General features: G+C 72.8%; 20 protein-coding genes. 15 read left to right on the top strand and 5 right to left on the bottom strand.

Going from position 1 to position 21,318, the window contains the following annotated elements; translation table 11 throughout:
- The first annotated feature begins 150 nt into the window (after positions 1 to 150).
- The 3 genes from J7I97_RS30010 (at position 151) to J7I97_RS30000 (ending at position 2,321) form a co-directional block, all read left to right on the top strand.
- Entirely contained in the window at positions 151 to 1,248 is a 1,098-nt protein-coding gene (locus J7I97_RS30010) for an ATP-binding protein (RefSeq protein WP_374103690.1), read from the top strand.
- A gap of 131 nt (positions 1,249 to 1,379) precedes the next feature.
- Complete coding sequence (locus J7I97_RS30005; protein ID WP_251059289.1) at positions 1,380 to 1,712, top strand: nucleotide pyrophosphohydrolase; 333 nt, start codon at positions 1,380 to 1,382, stop codon at positions 1,710 to 1,712.
- A 123-nt stretch (positions 1,713 to 1,835) separates the two neighbouring features.
- Positions 1,836 to 2,321 carry a DUF6099 family protein gene (locus J7I97_RS30000; RefSeq protein WP_214941064.1) on the top strand — a complete coding sequence of 162 codons (486 nt, stop codon included), beginning with the start codon at positions 1,836 to 1,838 and terminating at the stop codon, positions 2,319 to 2,321.
- 172 nt (positions 2,322 to 2,493) lie between these two features.
- Here J7I97_RS30000 and J7I97_RS29995 read toward each other — a convergent pair whose 3' ends face one another.
- Positions 2,494 to 2,775 (bottom strand): hypothetical protein, encoded by a 282-nt coding sequence (locus J7I97_RS29995; RefSeq protein ID WP_214941097.1) that lies wholly within the window; start codon positions 2,773 to 2,775, stop codon positions 2,494 to 2,496.
- A gap of 204 nt (positions 2,776 to 2,979) precedes the next feature.
- On the opposite strand from J7I97_RS29995, the gene J7I97_RS29990 reads away from it, so the two are divergent.
- Entirely contained in the window at positions 2,980 to 3,903 is a 924-nt protein-coding gene (locus J7I97_RS29990; protein ID WP_214941061.1) for an LLM class F420-dependent oxidoreductase, read from the top strand.
- A gap of 15 nt (positions 3,904 to 3,918) precedes the next feature.
- Entirely contained in the window at positions 3,919 to 4,827 is a 909-nt protein-coding gene (gene mmuM / locus J7I97_RS29985) for a homocysteine S-methyltransferase (RefSeq protein WP_214941058.1), read from the top strand.
- Positions 4,828 to 4,837: 10 nt separating this feature from the next.
- Here mmuM and J7I97_RS29980 read toward each other — a convergent pair whose 3' ends face one another.
- Positions 4,838 to 5,107, bottom strand: coding sequence for a hypothetical protein (locus tag J7I97_RS29980; RefSeq protein ID WP_214941055.1), 270 nt, complete (start codon positions 5,105 to 5,107; stop codon positions 4,838 to 4,840).
- A gap of 70 nt (positions 5,108 to 5,177) precedes the next feature.
- Here J7I97_RS29980 and J7I97_RS29975 point away from each other — a divergent pair, with 70 nt between their 5' ends.
- From J7I97_RS29975 to J7I97_RS29945, 7 genes are all read left to right on the top strand, one after another.
- On the top strand, positions 5,178 to 6,728 hold the full coding sequence (locus J7I97_RS29975) for a 3' terminal RNA ribose 2'-O-methyltransferase Hen1 (protein WP_214941052.1): 1,551 nt from the start codon (positions 5,178 to 5,180) through the stop codon (positions 6,726 to 6,728).
- Positions 6,725 to 9,283 carry a polynucleotide kinase-phosphatase gene (locus tag J7I97_RS29970; protein WP_214941049.1) on the top strand — a complete coding sequence of 853 codons (2,559 nt, stop codon included), beginning with the start codon at positions 6,725 to 6,727 and terminating at the stop codon, positions 9,281 to 9,283. Before J7I97_RS29975 ends, J7I97_RS29970 begins: the two co-directional genes overlap by 4 nt.
- 216 nt (positions 9,284 to 9,499) lie before the next feature.
- Positions 9,500 to 10,012 carry a hypothetical protein gene (locus J7I97_RS29965; protein ID WP_214941046.1) on the top strand — a complete coding sequence of 171 codons (513 nt, stop codon included), beginning with the start codon at positions 9,500 to 9,502 and terminating at the stop codon, positions 10,010 to 10,012.
- Between the two features lie 46 nt (positions 10,013 to 10,058).
- Positions 10,059 to 11,285, top strand: coding sequence for an arginine deiminase (locus J7I97_RS29960; protein ID WP_214941043.1), 1,227 nt, complete (start codon positions 10,059 to 10,061; stop codon positions 11,283 to 11,285).
- Between the two features lie 149 nt (positions 11,286 to 11,434).
- Positions 11,435 to 12,445 carry an ornithine carbamoyltransferase gene (gene argF, locus J7I97_RS29955; protein WP_214941040.1) on the top strand — a complete coding sequence of 337 codons (1,011 nt, stop codon included), beginning with the start codon at positions 11,435 to 11,437 and terminating at the stop codon, positions 12,443 to 12,445.
- 77 nt (positions 12,446 to 12,522) lie between these two features.
- Positions 12,523 to 13,350, top strand: a complete 828-nt coding sequence (locus J7I97_RS29950) for an enoyl-CoA hydratase family protein (protein ID WP_214941037.1) — start codon at positions 12,523 to 12,525, stop codon at positions 13,348 to 13,350.
- A gap of 4 nt (positions 13,351 to 13,354) precedes the next feature.
- On the top strand, positions 13,355 to 15,649 hold the full coding sequence (locus J7I97_RS29945; protein WP_214941034.1) for a bifunctional salicylyl-CoA 5-hydroxylase/oxidoreductase: 2,295 nt from the start codon (positions 13,355 to 13,357) through the stop codon (positions 15,647 to 15,649).
- 22 nt (positions 15,650 to 15,671) lie between these two features.
- On the opposite strand, the gene J7I97_RS29940 is transcribed toward J7I97_RS29945, so the two are convergent.
- The 3 genes from J7I97_RS29940 to J7I97_RS29930 all read right to left on the bottom strand — a co-directional run bounded on the left by J7I97_RS29940 (position 15,672) and on the right by J7I97_RS29930 (position 19,049).
- Positions 15,672 to 16,514, bottom strand: a complete 843-nt coding sequence (locus J7I97_RS29940; protein WP_214941031.1) for a GNAT family N-acetyltransferase — start codon at positions 16,512 to 16,514, stop codon at positions 15,672 to 15,674.
- Between the two features lie 110 nt (positions 16,515 to 16,624).
- Positions 16,625 to 17,425, bottom strand: coding sequence for a PaaX family transcriptional regulator C-terminal domain-containing protein (locus J7I97_RS29935; protein ID WP_214941028.1), 801 nt, complete (start codon positions 17,423 to 17,425; stop codon positions 16,625 to 16,627).
- Positions 17,426 to 17,429: 4 nt separating this feature from the next.
- The gene (locus J7I97_RS29930) at positions 17,430 to 19,049 is read right to left on the bottom strand and encodes an AMP-binding protein (RefSeq protein ID WP_214941025.1); all 1,620 of its coding nucleotides are present in this window, start codon (positions 19,047 to 19,049) and stop codon (positions 17,430 to 17,432) included.
- 164 nt (positions 19,050 to 19,213) lie between these two features.
- On the opposite strand from J7I97_RS29930, the gene J7I97_RS29925 reads away from it, so the two are divergent.
- The 3 genes from J7I97_RS29925 to J7I97_RS29915 all read left to right on the top strand — a co-directional run bounded on the left by J7I97_RS29925 (position 19,214) and on the right by J7I97_RS29915 (position 21,285).
- Positions 19,214 to 20,338, top strand: a complete 1,125-nt coding sequence (locus J7I97_RS29925) for an acyl-CoA dehydrogenase family protein (protein ID WP_214941022.1) — start codon at positions 19,214 to 19,216, stop codon at positions 20,336 to 20,338.
- Positions 20,335 to 20,733, top strand: a complete 399-nt coding sequence (locus J7I97_RS29920; protein ID WP_214941019.1) for a RidA family protein — start codon at positions 20,335 to 20,337, stop codon at positions 20,731 to 20,733. The genes J7I97_RS29925 and J7I97_RS29920 overlap by 4 nt, the downstream gene beginning before the upstream one ends.
- Positions 20,734 to 20,961: 228 nt before the next feature.
- Positions 20,962 to 21,285, top strand: a complete 324-nt coding sequence (locus J7I97_RS29915) for a hypothetical protein (protein WP_214941016.1) — start codon at positions 20,962 to 20,964, stop codon at positions 21,283 to 21,285.
- The last annotated feature ends 33 nt before the right edge of the window (positions 21,286 to 21,318 follow it).

The following is a 21,318-nucleotide window of genomic DNA, read 5'->3' as shown; positions in this document are numbered from 1 at the left end:
CCCGCCGGGCCTGCCGGCCCCGGGCCCGGCGCTCGGGCGGCTGCCGTACCGGCTCAGGCCGCACGCCCAGCGGTCCTTTCGGCGCAGGGCGCCCGCTCCCCGGTTCCGCCCGCGCAAGCGACCCCGCATCACCGGCCAGCCGTCACCGAGTTGCGGCTCTCGGCCTTCGCTTCGCACCGGGCCGCGGTCTTCGCGCTCGGGCCCGTCACGCTCTTCGCCGGGCCGAGCGGCAGCGGCAAGTCCCAGGCCCTGTACGCCTTCGAGGCCCTGGCCGGGCTGGGTTCCGGGGGGACCCTCGAAGAGGTGTTCCCGGATCCCCTGGCCCTGGTCCCGGACCTGGCCCTCCCCGACACGGAGCGCCGCCGCGGATTCCGCATCGGCTGCACGGTGGACGGACCGGCCGGCCCGGTCCGGCTCGACCTCGCCGTGCAGGCGGAGCCCACGCTGCGCATCGCCGGTGAGCGGCTCTCGGTGGACGGCCAGATCCTGCTCAGCACCGCACTGCGCGACCCCGGCCGGCCCTCGGTGCAGGCCGCCTGGCTGACCGGTGGCACCACCGGTGTCACCAGGGCCCCGCTGCCCGACGACCGCCTCGGCACCGCGCTCCTCCCGCTCCGCGTGGCGGGTGCCACCCCCGGGCAGCGGCGGGTCCTGGCCGCCGCCGAGCAGGTGGTGGTCGCGCTCCGCTCGGTGTTCCCCTGTGACCCCCGCCCGGACCGGATGCGCGCGCCCGTTCCGCCGGGGGAGGGGCGGCTGCTGGGCGACTGCGCCAACCTGGCCGACGTACTGCGCCGGACCCGCCACGAATGCGGCACCCGCCACGCGATGCTGGCCCAGGCGGCCCGTACCGGCTGCGCGGGCGCGGTGGCCGGGCTGGATGTAAGGGCCCTCGCGGACGGCCCCGTCACCGCACTGCTCGACCGCGGCCCCGACCGGCCCGGCACCGCACTCGGCCGGCTGGGCGCGGGCGAGCTCCGCTTCCTCGCGCTGGCGCTCGTCCTGCTGACCGGGCCGGGGGTGCTGGCCGTGGACCCGGCCGCCGAACTGCTGTCCGCGCAGCAGGCGCTGACCGTCCTCGCCGACGGCTTCGACCGCGACCTGGACCGGGCGCAGACCGCCGAACTGCTGCGCCTGGCGCTGCTGGCGTGCGGACGTGGCCATGTCCGGCTGGTGGCGGCGGTCGGCGAGCAGGCCGCGGGAACCGCCCGGGGGCTCCCCGGCGTCTCGGTGGTAGACCTGAGTCCATGAGCGACGAGCCAGACACGCACGGCACACCGGGTACGCACGACACGCAGGGCGGGCACGACACGCAAGGCGGGCACGACACGCAAGGCGCGCACGGCACGGGCGGGGGGCGGCCGGAGGAGAGGCTCGGGCAGCTGCAGCGGCGGCTCGCCGAGTTCGCGGCGGCGCGGGGGTGGGAGCCGTACCACACGCCCAAGAACCTGGCCGTGGCGTTGAGCGTGGAGGCGTCCGAACTGGTCGAGATCTTCCAGTGGCTGACGCCGGAACAGTCGGCGAAGGTCATGGAGAAGCCGGAAAGCGCGCACCGTGTGGCCGATGAGGTGGCCGATGTGCTCGCGTATCTGCTGCAGTTCTGTGAGGTCCTAGGGGTGGATGTGCTGGACGCGCTCGCGGCGAAGATCGAGAGGAACGAGCTCCGCTTCCCTGTGCCGGGTACTCCGACACCAAATCGTCACTCTTCGGAGTGATGGCGTCGTCCACAACCATGTCTGTGTCCATAGATTTCCGAATACCCCTGGCTTTACTGGCTCGTTGCCTTCACTCTGGGTAGTGGGAGAACGGCAGGATGTCGTGCGGACGGGGGACGGCATATGGATGCGGTACGGCTCATCGCAGCCGGCCGGCACGCGCTGGCACAGAGCGGGGCGGCGATGGACATCGTGGGCGAGGCCTGGCAGGCCCAGGCACTCGCGCAGGGAATAGGGAGCTGGCTGGCGGTCACCGGGCCGCCGGAGCTGAGATCGGAGGCACGGGGGCTGGGTGAAGCGGGGGGAAGGGGTTGCGGGGTCCTCGACCGGGCAGCGCTGCGCGGTGAGGGCCGTGCGCCCGACTATCCGCCGCGCGCGGCGCAGTTGACGGAGGTTGTGGATGTCCGGCAGGCGCTGCTCGGACTCCAGGAGCTGCTGGGCGAAGTGGGGATAGCCCTGGTCGGGGTGGCCTGCGGGACGGACGACGAGGGCCTGTACTGGCAGTGCATAGAGTCGATCGACGCGGCTGACGAGTCGAGCGATCGGGTACGGGCGATCCTGCGCCGGATGACGGTCCGCGAGCGGGGGTCCGCCTCGGGAGTGGCCTGAGTGCGCTTGAGGTACGCCTGCGTGCCCCTGCGTGTGGTCTGCGCCTGACATACGCCTGCGTGCCTCTGCGTGCGTCTGCGCCTGAGTGCGCCTGCGTGTGTGCCGCCGCCCCAATGACGGGCAGGGGCACTTCGGGTCGGGGGTCCCGTCGCGCGCGACGGGACCCGCACGGTCAGAACGACCGGTCGGAGTGGGGCTCGCTCTCAGGGGTGCGGCTGCCCGGAGTCAGCGTGGTGCCGGAGGGAGTGCGGTCCGCGGAGTGCTGGAGGTCGGCGTCGAGCTGCGACAGGTCGGCGTTGAGCGCGGCCATCAGCTCTTCCATCTGCTGGAGCAGGCCCTTCGGCGCGCCGCCGCCCTGGGCGGGTACCGCGGACTCCTGGTGTGCGTGGTCGTGTGCTGCCTGTCCGGTCTGTCCGGTCTGTCGGCGGGTCTCCGGCACGGACTCGTGGGACATGGCGGCCTCCTCGGCCCTGGCCCTTCCAAAGGCGGAAGGGGTCGGTGGACGCACCGGCGAAAGGCCGCCGGCACGCGGGCCGGGCGGTCCGGCTCCGTCCGAGCCAACGATCCCCATCCGCGCTGGTCACTGGCAGGGGCGGGGGCGGGCCGCCCGGTTGACGGATATTCACCCTGCCGTGGCGGGAAGGGCAGGATGGGGAGCATGGATCTCCGTATTTTCACCGAGCCCCAGCAGGGCGCCGGCTACGACACCCTCCTGACCGTCGCCAAGGCCACCGAGGACCTGGGCTTCGACGCGTTCTTCCGCTCCGACCACTATCTCCGGATGGGATCCGTCGACGGGCTGCCCGGCCCCACCGACGCGTGGATCACCCTCGCGGGACTGGCCCGCGAGACCAAGCGGATCCGGCTGGGCACGCTGATGACCGCCGGCACCTTCCGGCTGCCCGGCGTCCTCGCGATCCAGGTGGCGCAGGTCGACCAGATGTCCGGCGGCCGCGTCGAACTGGGCCTGGGCGCCGGCTGGTTCGAGGAGGAGCACAAGGCGTACGGGATCCCCTTCCCGGCGGAGCGGATGGCCCGGCTGGAGGAGCAGCTGGCCATCATCACCGGCCTGTGGGCCACCGAGCCCGGCGCCACCTTCGACTACACCGGCAGCCACTACCAGGTGGAGAACTCCCCGGCGCTGCCCAAGCCGGCCCAGGCCAAGGTGCCCGTCCTCGTCGGCGGCCACGGGGCGAAGCGCACCCCGCGCCTCGCCGCCCGGTACGCGGACGAGTTCAACATGCCGTTCGCGTCGATCGCGGACAGCCAGCGGCAGTTCGCCCGGGTCCGGGAGGCCGCGGCGGACGCCGGCCGCAAGGCCGACGACCTCGTGTACTCCAACGCCCTCGTGGTGTGCGTGGGCAAGGACGACGCCGAGGTGGCCCGGCGGGCCGCCGCCATCGGCCGCGAGGTGGACGAGCTCAAGGCGAACGGCCTGGCCGGATCCCCGGCCGAGGTCGTGGAGAAGCTCGGCACCTACGCCGCCATCGGCTCCTCGCGGGTCTACCTCCAGCTGCTCGACCTCGACGACCTGGACCACCTGGAGCTGATCTCGTCCCAGGTGCTGTCCCAGCTCGGCTGACGGAGGCTTGTAGGCATGACGCGCGCATCCGGCCCGCTCGCCGAGGCCCTGGCCCGCAGGACCGTGATCCTGGACGGCGGGCTGAGCAACCAGCTCGCCGACCAGGGCTGCGACCTGTCCGGGGACCTCTGGTCGGGCCGGGTGCTCGCCGAGCATCCGGACCAGGTGGCGGCCGCCCACACGGCGTACGCCCGGGCCGGCGCCGAGGTGCTGATCACCGCGAGCTACCAGGTCGGGTACGAGGCCTTCGCCGCCCACGGCTACGGGCGCCCCGAGACCACCGCCCTGCTGGCGCGGAGTGTGCGGCTGGCCGCCGACGCGGCGCGGGCGGCGGACCACGAGGTCTGGGTCGCCGCCTCGGTGGGCCCGTACGGGGCGGTGCTCGCGGACGGCTCCGAGTACCGCGGCCGGTACGGCCTGAGCGTGCGCGAGCTGGCCGCCTTCCACCGCCCCCGCGTAGAGGCGCTGTTGGACGCGGGACCCGACGTACTGGCCCTGGAGACGATCCCGGACACCGACGAGGCCGAAGCCCTGCTCACCGTCCTCGCCGAGACGGGCGCGCCCGCATGGCTGAGCTACACCGTGGCCGACGGCCGGACCCGCGCCGGCCAGCCCCTCCCCGAGGCCTTCGCCCTCGCGGCCGAGACCCCGCAGGTCATCGCGCTCGGCGTCAACTGCTGCGACCCGCAGGACGTGGCGCCGGCCCTGCGGGCCGCCTCCGAGGCCACCCGCAAGCCGCTCCTGGCCTACCCCAACGACGGCTCGGCCTGGGACGCGGCCACCCGGACCTGGAACGCCCCCGCCACGCCGGCCCCCTGGCCGGTCACCACCTGGCGCGCCACCGGCGCCCGCCTCATCGGCGGCTGCTGCCGCATCGGCCCCGCCCGCATCACGGCGCTGGCCGCCGAGGCCGCGGGCGGATGAGGGCCGAAGGTCAGCGGTCGTCCATCGCGGCATCGCACTCGGGGCACACCAGGTCCGCGTACTCCGGGGCGAACCACGAGGAATCCGGTTGCCCGGACGGTTTCCACTCTGCCGTTTCCATCGCGAAGGTGTCCTTGCCGCACATGGTCCGGGGGCCACGCACTGAGGTGCCCGGTGCGGCCGGTGCGGAATGCACCCGGCGGACAGACAGCTGCTCACCGTGTGACACGTTCCCTGTCACCGGCTGGCCGAGCTCGTACACCACCACGACGCCGCTCATTCTTCGACGGTAGCCCGGCCTCGGAAAAATAGGGGGCAGACAGGGCGGTCGGGCAGCAACAATCGGCCGTGTGTTCCTGACGATCTCCACCACCGGCACCCCTGAACGACCCGCGACCGACCTGGGCTTTCTGCTGCACAAGCATCCCGGCAAGGCGCAGGCGTTCTCCACCTCCCACGGCACCGCCCACGTGTTCTACCCCGAGGCCACGGCCGAGCGGTGCACGGCGGCCCTGCTGCTGGAGGTGGATCCCGTCGCGCTCGTGCGGCGTGGTCAGGGCAAGGGCCGGGGCGGGGCGCCCGACGCGGCCCTCGCGCAGTACGTGAACGACCGGCCGTATGCCGCGTCCTCACTGCTCGCCGTCGCTGTCAGCGCGGTGTTCGGAAGCGCGCTGAACGGCCGCTGCACCGCCCGCCCGGAGCTCCCGGAGCAGGCGCGCCCGCTGCGTATCGAGATCCCGGCGCTGCCGGCGCGAGGCGGCGCGGAGCTGGTGCGCCGGCTCTTCGGCCCACTCGGCTGGGAGTCGGTCGCGGTCACGCCCGTACCGCTCGACGAGCAGTTCCCCGAGTGGGGCGACTCCCGGTACGTACGGCTCGTACTGGAGGGTGAGCTGAGGCTCGCCGACGCCCTGCGCCAGCTGTACGTACTGCTGCCCGTGCTGGACGACTCCAAGCACTACTGGGTGGCCCCCGACGAGGTGGACAAGCTGCTGCGCGCCGGAGACGGCTGGCTGGCCGCGCACCCCGAGAACCGGCTGATCACCGCCCGCTACCTGGCGCGCCACAAGCGGCTCACCCAGGACGCCATGGACCGCCTGGAGCTGGTACGCCTGGCCGAGGCCGACGGCAGTGAGGTCGAGGAGCTCGACAACGCCGTCGACGAGACGCTGGACACCGAGGAGCGGCCCGTTCCGCTCGCGGTGCGGCGCCGCGAGGCGATCCTCGCCGCGCTGCACACCGCCGGTGCGGCCCGCGTCCTCGACCTCGGCTGCGGACAGGGCCAGCTGGTGCAGGCGCTGCTCAAGGACGTGTCCTTCACCGAGATCGTCGGTGTCGACGTGTCCATGCGGGCCCTGGGCACGGCCGCCAAGCGGCTGCGCCTGGAGCGGATGGGTGAGCGGCAGAGCGACCGCGTCCGGCTGCTCCAGGGGTCGCTCGCGTACACCGACAAGCGGCTGGCCGGCTACGACGCGGCCGTGCTCAGCGAGGTCATCGAGCACCTGGACCTGCCGCGGCTGCCCGCACTGGAGTACGCGGTGTTCGGCTCGGCCCGCCCCCGCACGGTCCTCGTCACGACTCCGAACGTCGAGTACAACGTCCGCTGGGAGACCCTGCCCGCCGGGCACGTCCGGCACGGCGACCACCGTTTCGAGTGGACCCGCGAGGAGTTCCGGACGTGGGCGGACCGGGTCGCCGCGCGGCACGGGTACGGCGTCGCGTACGTGCCCGTCGGGGACGATGACCCCGAGGTGGGGCCGCCGACCCAGATGGCCGTCTTCACCCTGACCGACACCGACACCGGCACCGGCACCGACACCGACACCGACATCAAGACCAACACCGAGACCAACGCCGGCACCGGCACCGGCACCGACACCCCGAAGGAGGGCGAGGCGGCATGACCACCACCGACGAAACCAAGACCCACCGCGTACTTCCCGTCACCGACCTGTCCCTCGTCGTCCTGATCGGCGCCACCGGATCCGGCAAGTCCACCTTCGCCCGCAAGCACTTCAAGCCGACCGAGGTCGTCTCCTCCGACTACTGCCGGGGCCTGGTCGCCGACGACGAGAACGACCAGAGCGCCAGCAAGGACGCCTTCGACGTCCTGCACTACATCGCCGGCAAGCGCCTCGCCGCCGGGCGCCTCACCGTCGTCGACGCGACCAGCGTCCAGCAGGAGTCCCGCCGCCAGCTGGTCAAGCTGGCCCGCGAACACGACGTACTGCCCATCGCCATCGTCCTCGACATGCCCGAGGAGGTCTGCGCCGAGCGCAACGCTGCCCGCCCCGACCGGGCCGGGCTGCCCCGCCGGGTCATCCAGCGGCACCGCAGCGAACTGCGCCGCTCGCTGCGCGGACTGGAGCGCGAGGGCTTCCGCAAGGTGCACGTGCTCCGCTCCGTCGAGGAGACCGAGACCGCCGAGGTGGTGCTGGAGAAGCGGTTCAACGACCTCACCCACCTCACCGGCCCCTTCGACATCATCGGTGACATCCACGGCTGCTCCTCCGAACTGGAGACCCTGCTCGCCAAGCTCGGCTACCAGGACGGCGCCCACCCCGAGGGCCGCACCGCGGTCTTCGTCGGCGACCTCGTCGACCGCGGCCCGGACAGCCCCGGCGTGCTGCGCCGGGTGATGGGCATGGTCAAGTCCGGCAACGCCCTGTGTGTGCCCGGGAACCACGAGAACAAGCTCGGCCGTTACCTCAAGGGGTCCAAGGTCCAGCAGACCCACGGTCTCGCCGAGACCATCGAGCAGCTGGGCCGCGAGTCCGGGGAATTCGTCAAGGAGGTCCGGGAGTTCATCGCCGGCCTCGTCAGCCACTACGTGCTCGACGGCGGCAGGCTGGTGGTCTGCCACGCCGGGCTGCCCGAGAAGTACCACGGCCGCACCTCCGGCCGGGTCCGCTCGCACGCCCTCTACGGGGACACCACCGGCGAGACCGACGAGTTCGGCCTGCCCGTGCGCTACCCGTGGGCCGAGGAGTACCGGGGCAAGGCCGTCGTGGTCTACGGCCACACGCCGGTCCCGAACACGGCCTGGATCAACAACACCATCTGCCTGGACACCGGCGCGGTCTTCGGCGGCAGGATGACCGCCCTGCGCTGGCCCGAGCGCGAACTGGTCGACGTACCGGCGGAGAAGGTCTGGTACGAGCCGGTCAAACCGCTCGCCACCGAGGCGCCGGGCGGACACGACGGCCGGCCGCTGGACCTGGCCGATGTGTACGGGCGCCGGATCGTGGAGACCCGGCACCTGGGCAATGTCAGCGTGCGCGAGGAGAACGCGGCCGCGGCCCTGGAGGTCATGAGCCGCTTCGCGGTGGACCCGCGCCTGGTGCCGTACCTGCCGCCGACGATGGCGCCCACGGCGACCTCCAAGGAGGACGGCTACCTGGAGCACCCGGCCGAGGCCTTCGAGCAGTACCGCAAGGACGGCATCGAGCGGGTGGTGTGCGAGGAGAAGCACATGGGCTCCCGCGCCACCGTCCTGGTCTGCAAGGACGCCGGCGCGGCCCGCGAGCGCTTCGGGGGCGACGGCCCCACCGGTTCCGTCTACACCCGCACCGGGCGGGCCTTCTTCAGCGACCCCGAGGTCACCGAGGAGGTGCTCGCCCGGCTCCGCTCGGCGATCACCGACGCCGGCCTCTGGGAGGAACTGGGCACCGACTGGCTGCTGATCGACGGGGAACTGCTGCCCTGGTCGCTGAAGTCCGCCGGCCTGCTGCGCCATCAGTACGCCGCCGTGGGCGCCGCATCCCGTGCCGTCTTCCCGGACGCGATCTCCGCCCTGGCGGCGGCCGCCTCCCGGGGCATCGACACGGGCGGGCTGCTGGAGCGCCAGCGCGACCGGGCCGCCGACGCCGCCCGGTTCACCGACGCGTACCGGCGCTACTGCTGGGCCACCGACGGGCTGGAAGGCGTACGGTTCGCGCCGTTCCAGCTGCTGGCGGCGGCCGGGCGCTCGCTGGCCGCGGTACCGCACGACGAGCAGCTGGCCTGGCTGGACCGGCTCGTCGCCGCGGACGAGGCGGCGGGCACCGGTCTGCTGCGCCGGACCGGCCGGATCCTGGTGGACACGGCCGACGAGGCCTCCGTACGGGCGGGCACCGACTGGTGGCTGGAAATGACGGCCGCCGGCGGCGAGGGCATGGTCGTCAAGCCGCTCCAGGCGTACGCCAGGGACGGCAGGGGACGGCTGGTCCAGCCGGGGATCAAGGTGCGCGGGCGCGAGTACCTGCGGATCATCTACGGTCCGGAGTACACGCGTCCGGACCACCTGGAGCGGCTGCGCGAGCGCTTCCTCGGGCACAAGCGGTCCCTCGCCCTGCGCGAGTACGCGCTTGGGCTGGAGGCGCTGGACCGGCTGGCGGCCGAGGAGCCGCTGTGGCGGGTGCACGAGCCGGTGTTCGCGGTGCTCGCCCTGGAGTCGGAGCCGGTCGACCCCCGGCTGTGACGGCGCGCGGCCGGGCTTGACCGCGCTCGGCCGGGCGTTACCGCGCCCGGCCGCGCGTCCGACGGTCGCGGTCGGACGTAAAGCCGCTGCCCCCGTACGGCCTCGAATTAGGTCGTATGGGGGAACTTTCGCGGAGAACGCCGGGAAAACCACCGGCGGGATCGTTCATCCAGGGCAGCGGAGTGTCCGCGACCCTGGAAGGACGGAACGTCACCTATGAAGATGACCGCGCGCGGAAGCATTGCGGCGCTCTTGACCTGTATGGCCGCGGCCGGCGCGGCCTCTCCGGCCGTGGCCAGCTCGGTGCCGGTGGGTGTCCCGCTGGATGCCGTGGAGACCACGCTGGGCGTCGACACCCCGCGCGTGGCCACCGCGGTTCCGGTGCCGGTCGTCGGCGCGCCCGAGGCGCCCCGCCACCACACGGGCGACATGCTGCCGGTCCCACTGCTCCCGGTGATCCCGATCGGCACCGAACTCGGCCGGACCCTCGTCACCTCCCCGGTGCCGAACGTGATGGGCGAGCCCGAGACGGACGGCGAGGGTTCGCTGGAAGCGCCGGCGACCACCCTGCTCGCCCGGACCCCCGGCGCGGTCATCGGCTCCCCGCTGACGATGCCGGACGGGGGCAACTTCGGGCTCCCGAACCTGGTCACCCCCAAGCTGGGCCTGACCACCCCGGAACTCATCGGCACCCCGACGGCGCTTCTCGGCCTCGAGGCCCCTCGCTGAGCCGACGCCCGGTCAAAAAGCCGCCCGGTCTGGGAACGTGTACGGCATGGGATTCCATGTCGACTCCGAGACCGGGCGGCTTCGCCGCGTCATCCTCCACCGGCCCGACCTGGAGCTGAAGCGGCTCACACCAAGCAACAAGGACGCCCTGCTCTTCGACGACGTGCTGTGGGTGCGCCGGGCCCGCCAGGAGCACGACGGTTTCGCGGACGTGCTGCGCGACCGGGGCGTGGAGGTACACCTCTTCGGCGACCTGCTGTGCGAGGCCCTCGACATCCCGGAGGCGAGACACCTCGTACTGGACAGGGTCTTCGACGAGAAGGAGTACGGGCCGCTCGCCACGGACCACCTGCGCTCGGTCTTCGACGGGCTGTCCTCGGCCGAGCTGGCGGAGGCGCTGGTGGGCGGGATGACCAAGCGGGAGTTCCTGGAGCGGCACGCGGAGCCGGTGTCGGTCCGCTTCCACGCCCTGGAGCTGGACGGCTTCCTGCTCGGTCCGCTGCCCAACCACCTCTTCACCCGGGACACCTCCGCCTGGATCTACGACGGCGTGTCCATCAACGCCATGCGCTGGCCGGCCCGGCAGCGCGAGACCGTGCACTTCGAGGCGATCTACAAGCACCACCCGCTCTTCACCAGCTCGGGGGCCTTCCACTACTGGTCGCAGGGCCTGGCCGACTACCCCTCGACCATCGAGGGCGGCGACGTCCTGGTCATCGGCAACGGCGCGGTACTGATCGGCATGAGCGAGCGGACCACCCCGCAGGCGGTGGAGATGCTGGCGCGGGGCCTGTTCGCCGCCGGGTCGGCGACCAGCATCGTGGCGCTCGACATGCCCAAGCGGCGGGCCTTCATGCACTTGGACACCGTGATGACCATGGTCGACGGAGATACGTTCACTCAGTACGCGGGCCTCGGCATGCTGCGCTCCTACACGATCGAGCCCGGCGCCGGGGCGAGCGAGCTGAAGGTGACCGACCACGCGCCGGAGCACATGCACCGGGCGATCGCGGCGGCCCTCGGCCTGGACTCGATCCGGGTGCTGACCGCCACGCAGGACGTGCACGCGGCGGAGCGCGAGCAGTGGGACGACGGCTGCAACGTGCTGGCGGTGGAGCCGGGGGTGGTGGTCGCGTACGAGCGGAACGTGACGACCAACACCCATCTGCGCAAGCAGGGCATCGAGGTTATCGAGATCCCCGGCAGCGAGCTGGGGCGCGGTCGGGGCGGGCCGCGCTGCATGAGCTGTCCGGTGGAGCGGGACCCCAACTGAAACGGTCTCCCGACTGGCACGGGCCCCCGACTGGCACGGTCCCCCCACTGACACGGTCTCCCGACGCAGCACCCCGGTAGGTATGTATATCAATACAGAGGATCGTATAGACTTCCATCACCCCGTCAGCGCGACCCTGGAGTGTCCCCATGGCCACCGACCTCGTCGGCCGCAGTTTCATCAAGGAGCTCGACTTCACCGCCGCCGAGTTCCGCGGCCTGATCGAGCTCGCCGCCGGCCTCAAGGCGGCCAAGAAGGCGGGGGCCGAGCAGCGGCACCTCCAGGGCAAGAGCATCGCCCTCATCTTCGAGAAGACCTCCACCCGCACCCGCTGCGCCTTCGAGGTCGCCGCCGCCGACCAGGGCGCCCACACCACCTACCTCGACCCGTCCGGCTCCCAGGTGGGCCACAAGGAGTCCGTCAAGGACACGGCCCGGGTGCTCGGGCGGATGTTCGACGGGATCGAGTACCGGGGCGACAGTCAGGACGCCGTCGAGGAGCTCGCCGCCTACTCCGGCGTGCCCGTCTTCAACGGCCTCACCGACGACTGGCACCCCACCCAGATGCTGGCCGACGTCCTCACCATGACCGAGCACAGCACCAAGCCGCTGGAGCGGATCACCTTCGCCTACCTCGGCGACGCCCGCTTCAACATGGGCAACTCCTACGTGGTGACCGGCGCGCTGCTGGGCATGGACGTACGGATCGTCGCGCCCAAGGCCTACTGGCCGGCCGAGCCGGTGGTGGCGCGGGCGCGGGAGCTGGCGGCCGCCAGCGGCGCCCGGATCACGCTGACCGAGGACGTCGCCGAGGGTGTGGCGCAGGCCGACTTCGTCGCGACCGACGTGTGGGTCTCCATGGGCGAGCCCAAGGAGGTCTGGGACGAGCGGATCGAGGCCCTGGCCCCGTACGCCGTCACCATGGACGTGCTGCGCGCCACAGGGAACCCGGACGTGAAGTTCCTGCACTGCCTGCCGGCCTTCCACGACCTCGGCACCAAGGTCGGCAGGGAGATCCACGAGCGGCACGGGCTGGACTCGCTGGAGGTGACGGACGAGGTGTTCGAGTCCGCGCACTCGGTCGTCTTCGACGAGGCCGAGAACCGGCTGCACACCATCAAGGCCGTGCTCGTCGCGACGCTCGCGGGGCCCCGCGCATAGTCATACGGCGCGCGGGTGGGCGCTGATCTGTCGCGTTTCTGTGACGGCAGTCACGGCTCGGTGATACCGTCGGAGATGTGAGCCCCTTCACCGGTTCCACACCAGCGACCGAACGGTGGCGCCACCTGCGGGTGACACGGCAGGACGGCGTCGCCACCGTCACCCTCGACCGCCCCGAAAAGCTCAACGCGCTCACCTTCGGCGCCTACGCCGACCTGCGCGATCTGCTCGCCGAACTGTCCCGGGAGCGTTCCGTACGCGCCCTCGTGCTCGGCGGCGAGGGGCGCGGCTTCTGCTCCGGCGGCGACGTGGACGAGATCATCGGCGCCACGCTCGCCATGGACACCGCCCAGCTCCTCGACTTCAACCGGATGACCGGCCAGGTGGTCCGCGCCGTCCGCGAATGCCCCTTCCCGGTGATCGCCGCGGTCCACGGGGTGGCCGCCGGGGCGGGGGCCGTCCTCGCCCTCGCCGCCGATTTCCGGATCGCCGACCCCACCGCCAGGTTCGCCTTCCTCTTCACCCGGGTCGGCCTCTCCGGCGGGGACATGGGCGCCGCGTACCTGCTGCCCCGGGTCGTGGGCCTTGGTCACGCCACCCGGCTGCTGATGCTCGGCGAGCCCGTACGCGCGCCCGAGGCCGAGCGGATCGGCCTGCTCAGCGAGGTCACCGAGGAGGGCAAGGCCCACCTGCGCGCCGCCGAGCTGGCCGCGCACCTCGCCGCCGGGCCGGCCCTCGCGTACGCGCAGACCAAGGCACTGCTCACGGCGGAGCTCGACATGCCGCTGGCCGCATCCGTGGAGCTGGACGCGGCTACCCAGGCCCTGCTGATGAACGGCCAGGACTACGCGGAGTTCCACGCGGCCTTCACCGCGAAACGGCCGCCGGAGTGGAAGGGCAGGTAGCGCGATGAGGGTCGCCGTCGTGGGCGGGGGACCGGGCGGGCTGTACGCCGCCGCGCTGCTGGCCCGACAGGGGCACGAGGTGGAGGTCTGGGAACGCAACGCCCCGGAGGACACCTTCGGCTTCGGGGTGGTGCTCTCCGACGAGACCCTCGGCGGCATCGAGCGGGCGGACACCGTGGTCTACGCCGCCCTGAGCGCGGAGTTCGTGCGCTGGGACGACGTGGACATCGTGCACCGGGGGCGGCTGCTGACCTCCGGCGGCCACGGCTTCGCCGCCCTCGGGCGCCGCCGCCTGCTGGAGATCCTGCACGAGCGCTGCGCGGGCCTCGGGGTCCGGCTCCGGTTCCGCGCGAAGGCCCCGGAGGTGTCCGAGCTGGCGGCCTCGTACGACCTGGTGGTCGCGGCGGACGGGGTGCACAGTGCGATCCGGGAGCACGATGCCGCGTCCTACCGGACGACGGTGACGACCGGGCTCTGCCGGTACATCTGGCTGGCCGCCGACTTCGCCTTCGATTCCTTCCGCTTCGAGATCGCGGAGACCGAGCACGGCGTGATGCAGCTGCACGCGTATCCGTACGCCCGCCCGTCGACCGACCACCGCCCCTCAACGAGGCCCTCCGGGCCGCAGTTCCCATTCGGCGCCTCCACGGTGATCGTCGAGATGCGGGAGGAGGTGTGGCGGGCGGCGGGCTTCGACCTGTGCGAGGAGACCGAATCGGCGGCCCGCTGCGCCAAGATCTTCAGCGAGGCCCTGCGGGGGCGCCCGCTCCAGGGGAACCGCTCGGCGTGGACGGCGTTCCGCACGATCGTCAACGAGCGGTGGTCACACGGCAATGTGGTACTGCTCGGTGACGCGGCGCACACCGCACACTTCTCCATCGGCTCCGGCACCAAGCTGGCGGTCGAGGACGCCCTCGCCCTCGCCGAGGCCGTGGCCGCTTCGGACGACGTACCCGCCGCCCTGGCCGCGTACGAGACGGCGCGGCGTCCGGCGGTGGCCAGCACCCAGCGGGCCGCGGCCGCCAGCATGCGCTGGTTCGAGGAGATCGCCGGCTACGTCGACCAGCCCGCCCGGCAGTTCGCCTTCAACCTCCTCACGCGCAGCCGCCGCGTCACCCACGACAACCTGCGGCTGCGCGACGAGCGGTTCACGCGGGCGGTGGAGCGGGGCTTCGGCTGCCCGGAAGACGGAACTCCGCCGATGTTCACGCCGTTCACGCTGCGGGGGCTGACCTTGCGCAACCGGGTCGTGGTCTCGCCGATGGACATGTACTCGGCCCGGGACGGGGACGGCGTGCCGGGGGACTTCCACCTGGTCCACCTCGGTGCGCGAGCACTGGGCGGGGCCGGGCTGGTGATGACGGAGATGGTGTGCGTCAGCGCCGAAGGCCGGATCACCCCTGCCTGCACGGGCCTGTACACGGCCGAGCAGGCGGCCGCCTGGAGCCGTATCGCGGAATTCGTCCACACCTCCGCGCCCGGCACGGCGCTCGGCGTCCAGCTGGGCCATTCCGGCCGCAAGGGCTCGACGCGGGTCATGTGGGAGGGGATGGACGACCCCCTTCCGGAGGGCAACTGGCCGCTGGCCGCCGCCTCCGCGCTGCCGTACCGCCCCGGTGTCTCCGCCGTCCCGCGCGCCCTGACGGCGGCCGACCTCGCCGCGGTCCGCTCCGACTTCGCGGCCGCCGCCGTACGGGCCGCCGACTGCGGCTTCGACCTGCTGGAACTGCACTGCGCCCACGGCTACCTGCTGTCCGGGTTCCTGTCCCCGCTGACCAACCACCGCACGGACGCCTACGGCGGGTCCCTGGAGAACCGGCTCCGCTTCCCGCTGGAGGTCTTCGACGCCGTACGCGAGGTCTGGCCGCAGGACCGCCCGATGACGGTCCGCCTGTCCGCCACCGACTGGGCGCCCGGCGGCACCTCCCCGCAGGAGGCGGTCGAGATCTCCGCCGCCTTCGCCGCCCACGGCGCGGACGCCATCGACGTCTCGACCGGCCAGGTGGTGGCGGACGAGACCCCCGAGTACGGGCGCTCGTACCAGACCCCCTACGCGGACCGGATCCGCAACGCCCTCGGCATCCCGGTCATCGCCGTCGGCGCCATCTCCTCCTGGGACGACGTCAACTCGCTGCTCCTGGCGGGCCGGGCCGACCTGTGCGCCGTCGGCCGCCCCCACCTCTACGACCCGCACTGGACCCTCCACGCGGCCGCCGACCAGTCCTACGAGGGCCCCGGTGCCCCTTGGCCCGCCCCCTACCGGGCCGGCAGCCGCAAACCCCCGGCCGGGCGCGACTGACGGCGGCCACGGCCGCCCGTACTCACGCGGCGACCACCTCGGCGCGGTCCTCGACCGGGGTGTAGCCGAGGCGCTGGTAGACGCCGTTGCTGGTCGGGTTGGCCAGGTCCGTGAAGAGGAGGACCTCCAAGGCGCCGGCCGCGTACGCCGCTTCGCTCACCGCGTAGGTGACCCCGGCGGCGTAGCCCCGGCCACGCCGCTCGGCCGGGGTGTACACCGGGCCGACGCGGGCGACCGAGGCGATCGGGCGGGTGAAGCCGGCCATCGAGACCGGGCCCCCGGCGTCTTCCCAGAGCAGCAGCCCACCGTAGGCGAGCCGGTCGCGCAGCCCCGCCTCGGAGGCGGCACCCGGCACGCCGGCCTCTCGCCGGAAGGCCTGCGACCAGTCCAGCAGCAGCGGCAGGTCCGCCTCCGCGGCGCGGCGGGCCCGCCCGGACGGGGCGGGATCCGGGGCCACCAGGGCGGCGAGCCGGTACAGCCGGGTCTCCTCGGTGACCGCGGTCGGCTTCCCCAAGGCCTCGGCCAGCGCCCGCGCGTCGGCCTTGCGGGCGTTGAACCCGCCGACCCCGGCGAGCAGCGGCTCGGTGGAGAGCGCGGCCCCCAGCGCCCGGACCGCCTCCTCGGGCAGGGCGCCGAGCAGCAGCGGGAACGGCGGGGTGCACAGCAGGCCCCCGGCGACGGCCCCGCCGGGGGCGGTCCACCAGCCGAAGACGGGGGCGTCGTCCGCCCCGAAGGCTTCGAGCCCGCGCCGCTCCAGCGCGTCGGCCACGGTCAGCAGGGCGGTGTTGACCACGGGCTCCGCGGCCACGGCCGGGCCCGCCGCCGTCAGGTAGGCCGCCAGATCAGAAGTGAAGGTCCACGTCATGAGCCATGGTGGCGCGGAGCCCCGAGCGGGCGCATTCGAATTTTCGCGGGCTCCGGGTCCGGCTCCGGCCTGGGCTTGAACCCGGGCCCCGGCCCCCGGTTCCGCTGGTCCTACGGTTCCGCGAAGCCGGCCCCGGTGTCCCGCAGCCGCTCGTGCAGTTCGGTGAACACCGCCGCCGCGCGGTCGCCCGGCCAGTCCGCGGGCAGCAGCTCGCGCGGCAGCCCCGGGTCGGCGTACGGGAGGCGGCGCCAGCTGTCCAGGGCCAGGAGGTAGCCCCGGTAGGCCTCCTCCGGAGTGGGCTTCGGGCCCGACTGGAGGGCGCGCAGGGCGGGCTCGTGCAGGTCGAGGAATTCCTCGTGCTGCTTGGCCAGGGCCGTCAGGTCCCACCAGCGGGCCACCGCCTCGGCGGTCGGGGCGAAGCCGAGATGGGCGCCGCGGAAGAGCTCCACGTACGCCGTGAGGTGCAGCCGGGCCAGGGTGTGCCCGGTCTCCTCGGCCAGGTGCGCCGGGGCGATCCACACCCCCGGCGCCACATTGCCGAAGCCGAGCCGGGCCAGCCGGGAGCGCAGCAGGTGCCGCTTGTGCCGCTCCTGCTCCGGGACGGAGAAGACCGCGACCAGCCACTCCTCCGACACGTGCGAGGCCCCGTAGATCCGCCGGTCGCCGTCCTCCAGCAGCTGCCGGGCCTCCTCGGAGAGGTCGTAGGCGGCCGAGCCGTCCGCCGTGCGCGCGGGCAGCAGGAAGCCCCGCCGCTTCAGCCGGGACACCGACGAGCGGACCGAGGGCGCGTCCACGCCGGCCGCGCCCAGCAGTCGGATCAGCGCGGACACCGGTACGGGCCCCTCGAAGGCCCGCCCGTAGGCGCCGTAGAAGGTGACGATCAGTGATCGCGGAGTGTGCATCTCGGCCACGGGTTCACTCTAGATCGCGCAGCCGGAACCGTTGCAGTTTCCCGGTCGCCGTCCGGGGCAGCGCGGGCAGGAAGACGAAGGAACGGGGGCATTTGTGCGGGGCCAGCTCGGACCGCATGAAGGCCCGCAGGGCCTCCTCCGTCAGTGTCACCCCGTCCCGGGTGACCGTGTACGCGACCACGATCTGCCCGCGCCGCTCGTCGGGACGGCCGACCACCGCCGCCTCCACCACGTCCGGGTGACGCAGCAGGGCCTCCTCGACCTCGGGGCCCGCGATGTTGTAACCCGAAGAGATGATCATGTCGTCCGCGCGGGCGACATACCGGAAGTAACCCTCGGGATCCCGCACGTACGTGTCGCCGGTCAGATTCCAGCCGTCCCGTACGTACTCCCCCTGCCGCGGATCGGCCAGGTAGCGGCAGCCCACCGGGCCGCGCACGGCCAGCAGCCCCGGTTCGTTGTCCGCGACCGGCTGCCCCGACGGGTCCACCACCCGGGCCTGCCAGCCCGGTACCACCCGGCCGGTCGTACCAGGGCGGATGTCCCCGTCGGCGGCGGAGATGAAGATGTGCAGCAGCTCGGTGGCCCCGATGCCGTTGATGATCCGCAGACCGGTGCGCTCGTACCAGGCCTGCCAGGTGGCGGCCGGCAGGTTCTCGCCCGCCGAGACGCAGCGGCGCAGGGAGGAGAGGTCGTAGGCGCCCACGTCGTACGGGCCCAGGCAGTCCAGCATCGTCCGGTACGCGGTGGGCGCGGTGAACAGGACCGTGACCCGGTGCTCGGCGAGGGCGGGCAGCAGCTGGCGCGGCGCCGCCTGCTCCAGCAGCAGCGCGGAGGCGCCGGCCCGCAGCGGGAACACGACCAGCCCGCCGAGGCCGAAGGTGAAGCCGAGCGGCGGGCTGCCCGCGAACACGTCGTCCGCTCGGGGTCTGAGCACCTCGCGGGAGAAGGTGTCGGCGACGGCCAGCAGATCCCGGTGGAAGTGCATGCAGCCCTTGGGGCGCCCGGTGGTGCCGGAAGTGAAGGCGATCAGGGCGACGTCGTCGGCGGAGGTCTCGACGGCGCTGAAGGGCCCGCTACGGGCCTCGGCGAGGGCCAGGAGATCGTCGGGGGCGTCGCCGCCGTACGCGGTGATCCGCAGGCCCGGCACATCGGCCTTGGCCAGGTCGTCCAGCGCCGTCACATGGCACAGGGCGTGCCGTACCTGCGCCATGGCACAGACCGTGGCCAGCTCCTGGGCGCGCTGCTGGGCCAGTACGGTGACGGCCACCGCGCCCGCCTTCATCACCGCCAGCCAGCAGGCCGCGAGCCAGGGGCCGGTGGGCCCGCGCAGCAGCACCCGGTTGCCGGGCACCACGCCCAGATCGACAGTGAGCACGTGGGCCAGGCGGTCCACGCGGTCGCGCAGTCCGCCGTACGTCCACACCTCGCCGTCACCGCTGCGGAAGGCCGGGCGGTCGGGCCCGAACCGGTCGATGGTGGCGTCGAGGAGCTCGGCCCCGCAGTTGAGCCGGTCCGGGTAGGCCAGCCCGGGCAGCTCGAACAGCAGCTGCGGCCACGCGTGGGCGGGTGGCAGATGATCACGGGCAAAGGTGTCGGCGTGAGCGGAAGGCTTGAGCTCCAAGGCGGGTTCGCCCCCTTGCGACGGTCCGGGCCCCTTTGTGTGGGACCGATTGGGTGGAGCCGGCCGTACGACGTCCCCCAGCTGCCGCTGGGAGGTACCCCCACACGAGCGTATCGTGATGGTGACGGCAGTCAACAGGACGCGATAGATGCGGGGATATTCGGATGACCGGATTCGCGCTCGAGGCGGAACAAGAGGAGTGGTGCCGGCAGCTGCGCGCGCTGTCGGCGCGGCGGCTGAGGCCACTGGCGGAGAAGGGGGAGCCGGGGCGGGTCAACCGGCCGCTGCTGGCGGCGCTGGGCGAGGAAGGCCTGCTGGAGCGGGTCTTCACCTCCGGTGCACTGGAGCTCTGCCTGCTCCGGGAATCCCTCGCGTACGGCTGCACGGAGGCCGAGACGGCCCTGGCCCTGCAGGGGCTGGGGGCCTATCCGGTGCTGTGTGCGGGGAGCGAGGCGCAGCGGGAGCGGTGGCTGCCCGGAGTGCGCGCCGGGCAGGCGGTGGCGGCGTTCGCGCTGAGCGAGCCGGGGGCCGGCTCGGACGCCGCCGCCCTGGCCCTGGCCGCGACGCGGGACGGCACCGGCTGGCGGCTGAGCGGGGAGAAGTGCTGGATCTCCAACGCCCCGGAGGCGGATTTCTACACCGTGTTCGCCCGGACGGGTGAAGGGCCGGGGGCGAAGGGGGTGACGGCCTTCCTGGTGCCCGCCGACCGCCGGGGCCTGTCGGGGGAACCGCTGGACATGCTGTCCCCGCACCCGATCGGCTCGCTGGCCTTCGACGGGGTGCCGGTCGGCCGTCAGGACCTGCTGGGGGAGCCCGGGCGGGGCTTCAAGGTCGCCATGGACACCCTCAACCTGTTCCGGCCGAGCGTCGGCGCCTTCGCGGTGGGCATGGCCCGGGCCGCGCTGGACGCGACGCTGGCGCACACGGCGGGGCGGGCCGCCTTCGGCGGGGTGCTGAGCGACCTTCAGGCGGTGGCCCACCGGGTGGCGGACATGGCGACCCGGACCGAGGCTGCGCGGCTGCTCGTCTACGCGGCCGCCGGGGCCTACGACAGCGGCTCGGCCGGAATCCCGCGCCGGGCGGCGATGGCGAAGCTCCTCGCCACGGAGACGGCCCAGTACGTGGTGGACCACGCCGTCCAACTGCACGGCGCCGTCGCCCTGCAGCGGGGCCACCTGCTGGAGCACCTGTACCGGGAGGTCAGGGCGCCGCGGATCTACGAGGGGGCGAGCGAGGTGCAACGCACCATCATCGCGAAGGAGTTGTACCGGGGGGTGTCCGCGCGATGAGCCTGGAACGGGTCAACCCGGCGGAACTCTCCCCGCCGACCGGCTTCTCCCACGCGGTCGTGGCCACCGGCCGGCGGCTGGTGTTCCTGGCGGGCCAGACCGCGCTGGACGGCTCCGGCAAGGTGGTGGGGGACACCCTGCCGGAGCAGTTCGAGCGGGCCCTGGCCAACCTGCTGGCCGCCCTCGCCGCGTCCGGCGGGACCCCGGCCGACCTGGCCCGGGTCACCGTGTACGCCGTGGACGTGGCGGCGTACCGGGACCACGCACCCGAACTCGGCCGCATCTGGCGGAGGCTGGCGGGGCGCGACTTTCCGGCTATGGCGGTGATCGGCGCGGTCCGCCTGTGGGACGAGCGGGCGTGGGTGGAGCTGGACGGCATCGCGGTGCTCGACTGAGGGCGCGACCAGGGGCGTCCAGGGGGTGCGACCGGCCCGCGAACAGGGCTGCGACCAGGGGCGACACCGGGCCCCGGCCGGCTGACTTTGACAGTGGGCCGGGGGCGATGCAGGGTGGAAATGCCCCCTTTTGTAATCTTCGTCATCAATACTCGGAGGTGCATTGATATGCGCCGTAGGATCGTTGCGGTAGCCGTGGCAGGGGCCGCCGGAGTCACGCTCGGCCTGATGCCCGTCAGTGGCGCCGTGGCAGCGGGTCTTCCACAGAACTCGCGGACCTACTGGTGCTCCGACGAATGGCGTGGGGAGTACTGGAACGAGTGCTGTGACTCCTCCCGCTACAACGACCGGCCCAGTTGGTGCTGGGACGACGTCTCGGACGCCGCGAGGAACAACCCCAACCGCAACAACGACCGCAACAACGACCGCAACAACGACCGCAACAACGACCGCAACAACGACCGCCACAACGACCGCAACAACGACCGCCACAACGACCGTTGGTACAACGACGGCTGGAACTACAGCTGGAACGACGGCAGGAACCACTGAGCGGGACCACTGAGCGGGACCACTGACCGGAAC

Source organism: Streptomyces sp. ISL-87 (genome assembly GCF_018614095.1).
GTDB lineage: Bacteria > Actinomycetota > Actinomycetes > Streptomycetales > Streptomycetaceae > Streptomyces.
The sequence above is the reverse complement of the archived record's forward strand: the minus strand, read 5'-3'. Positions and strand labels throughout refer to the sequence as shown.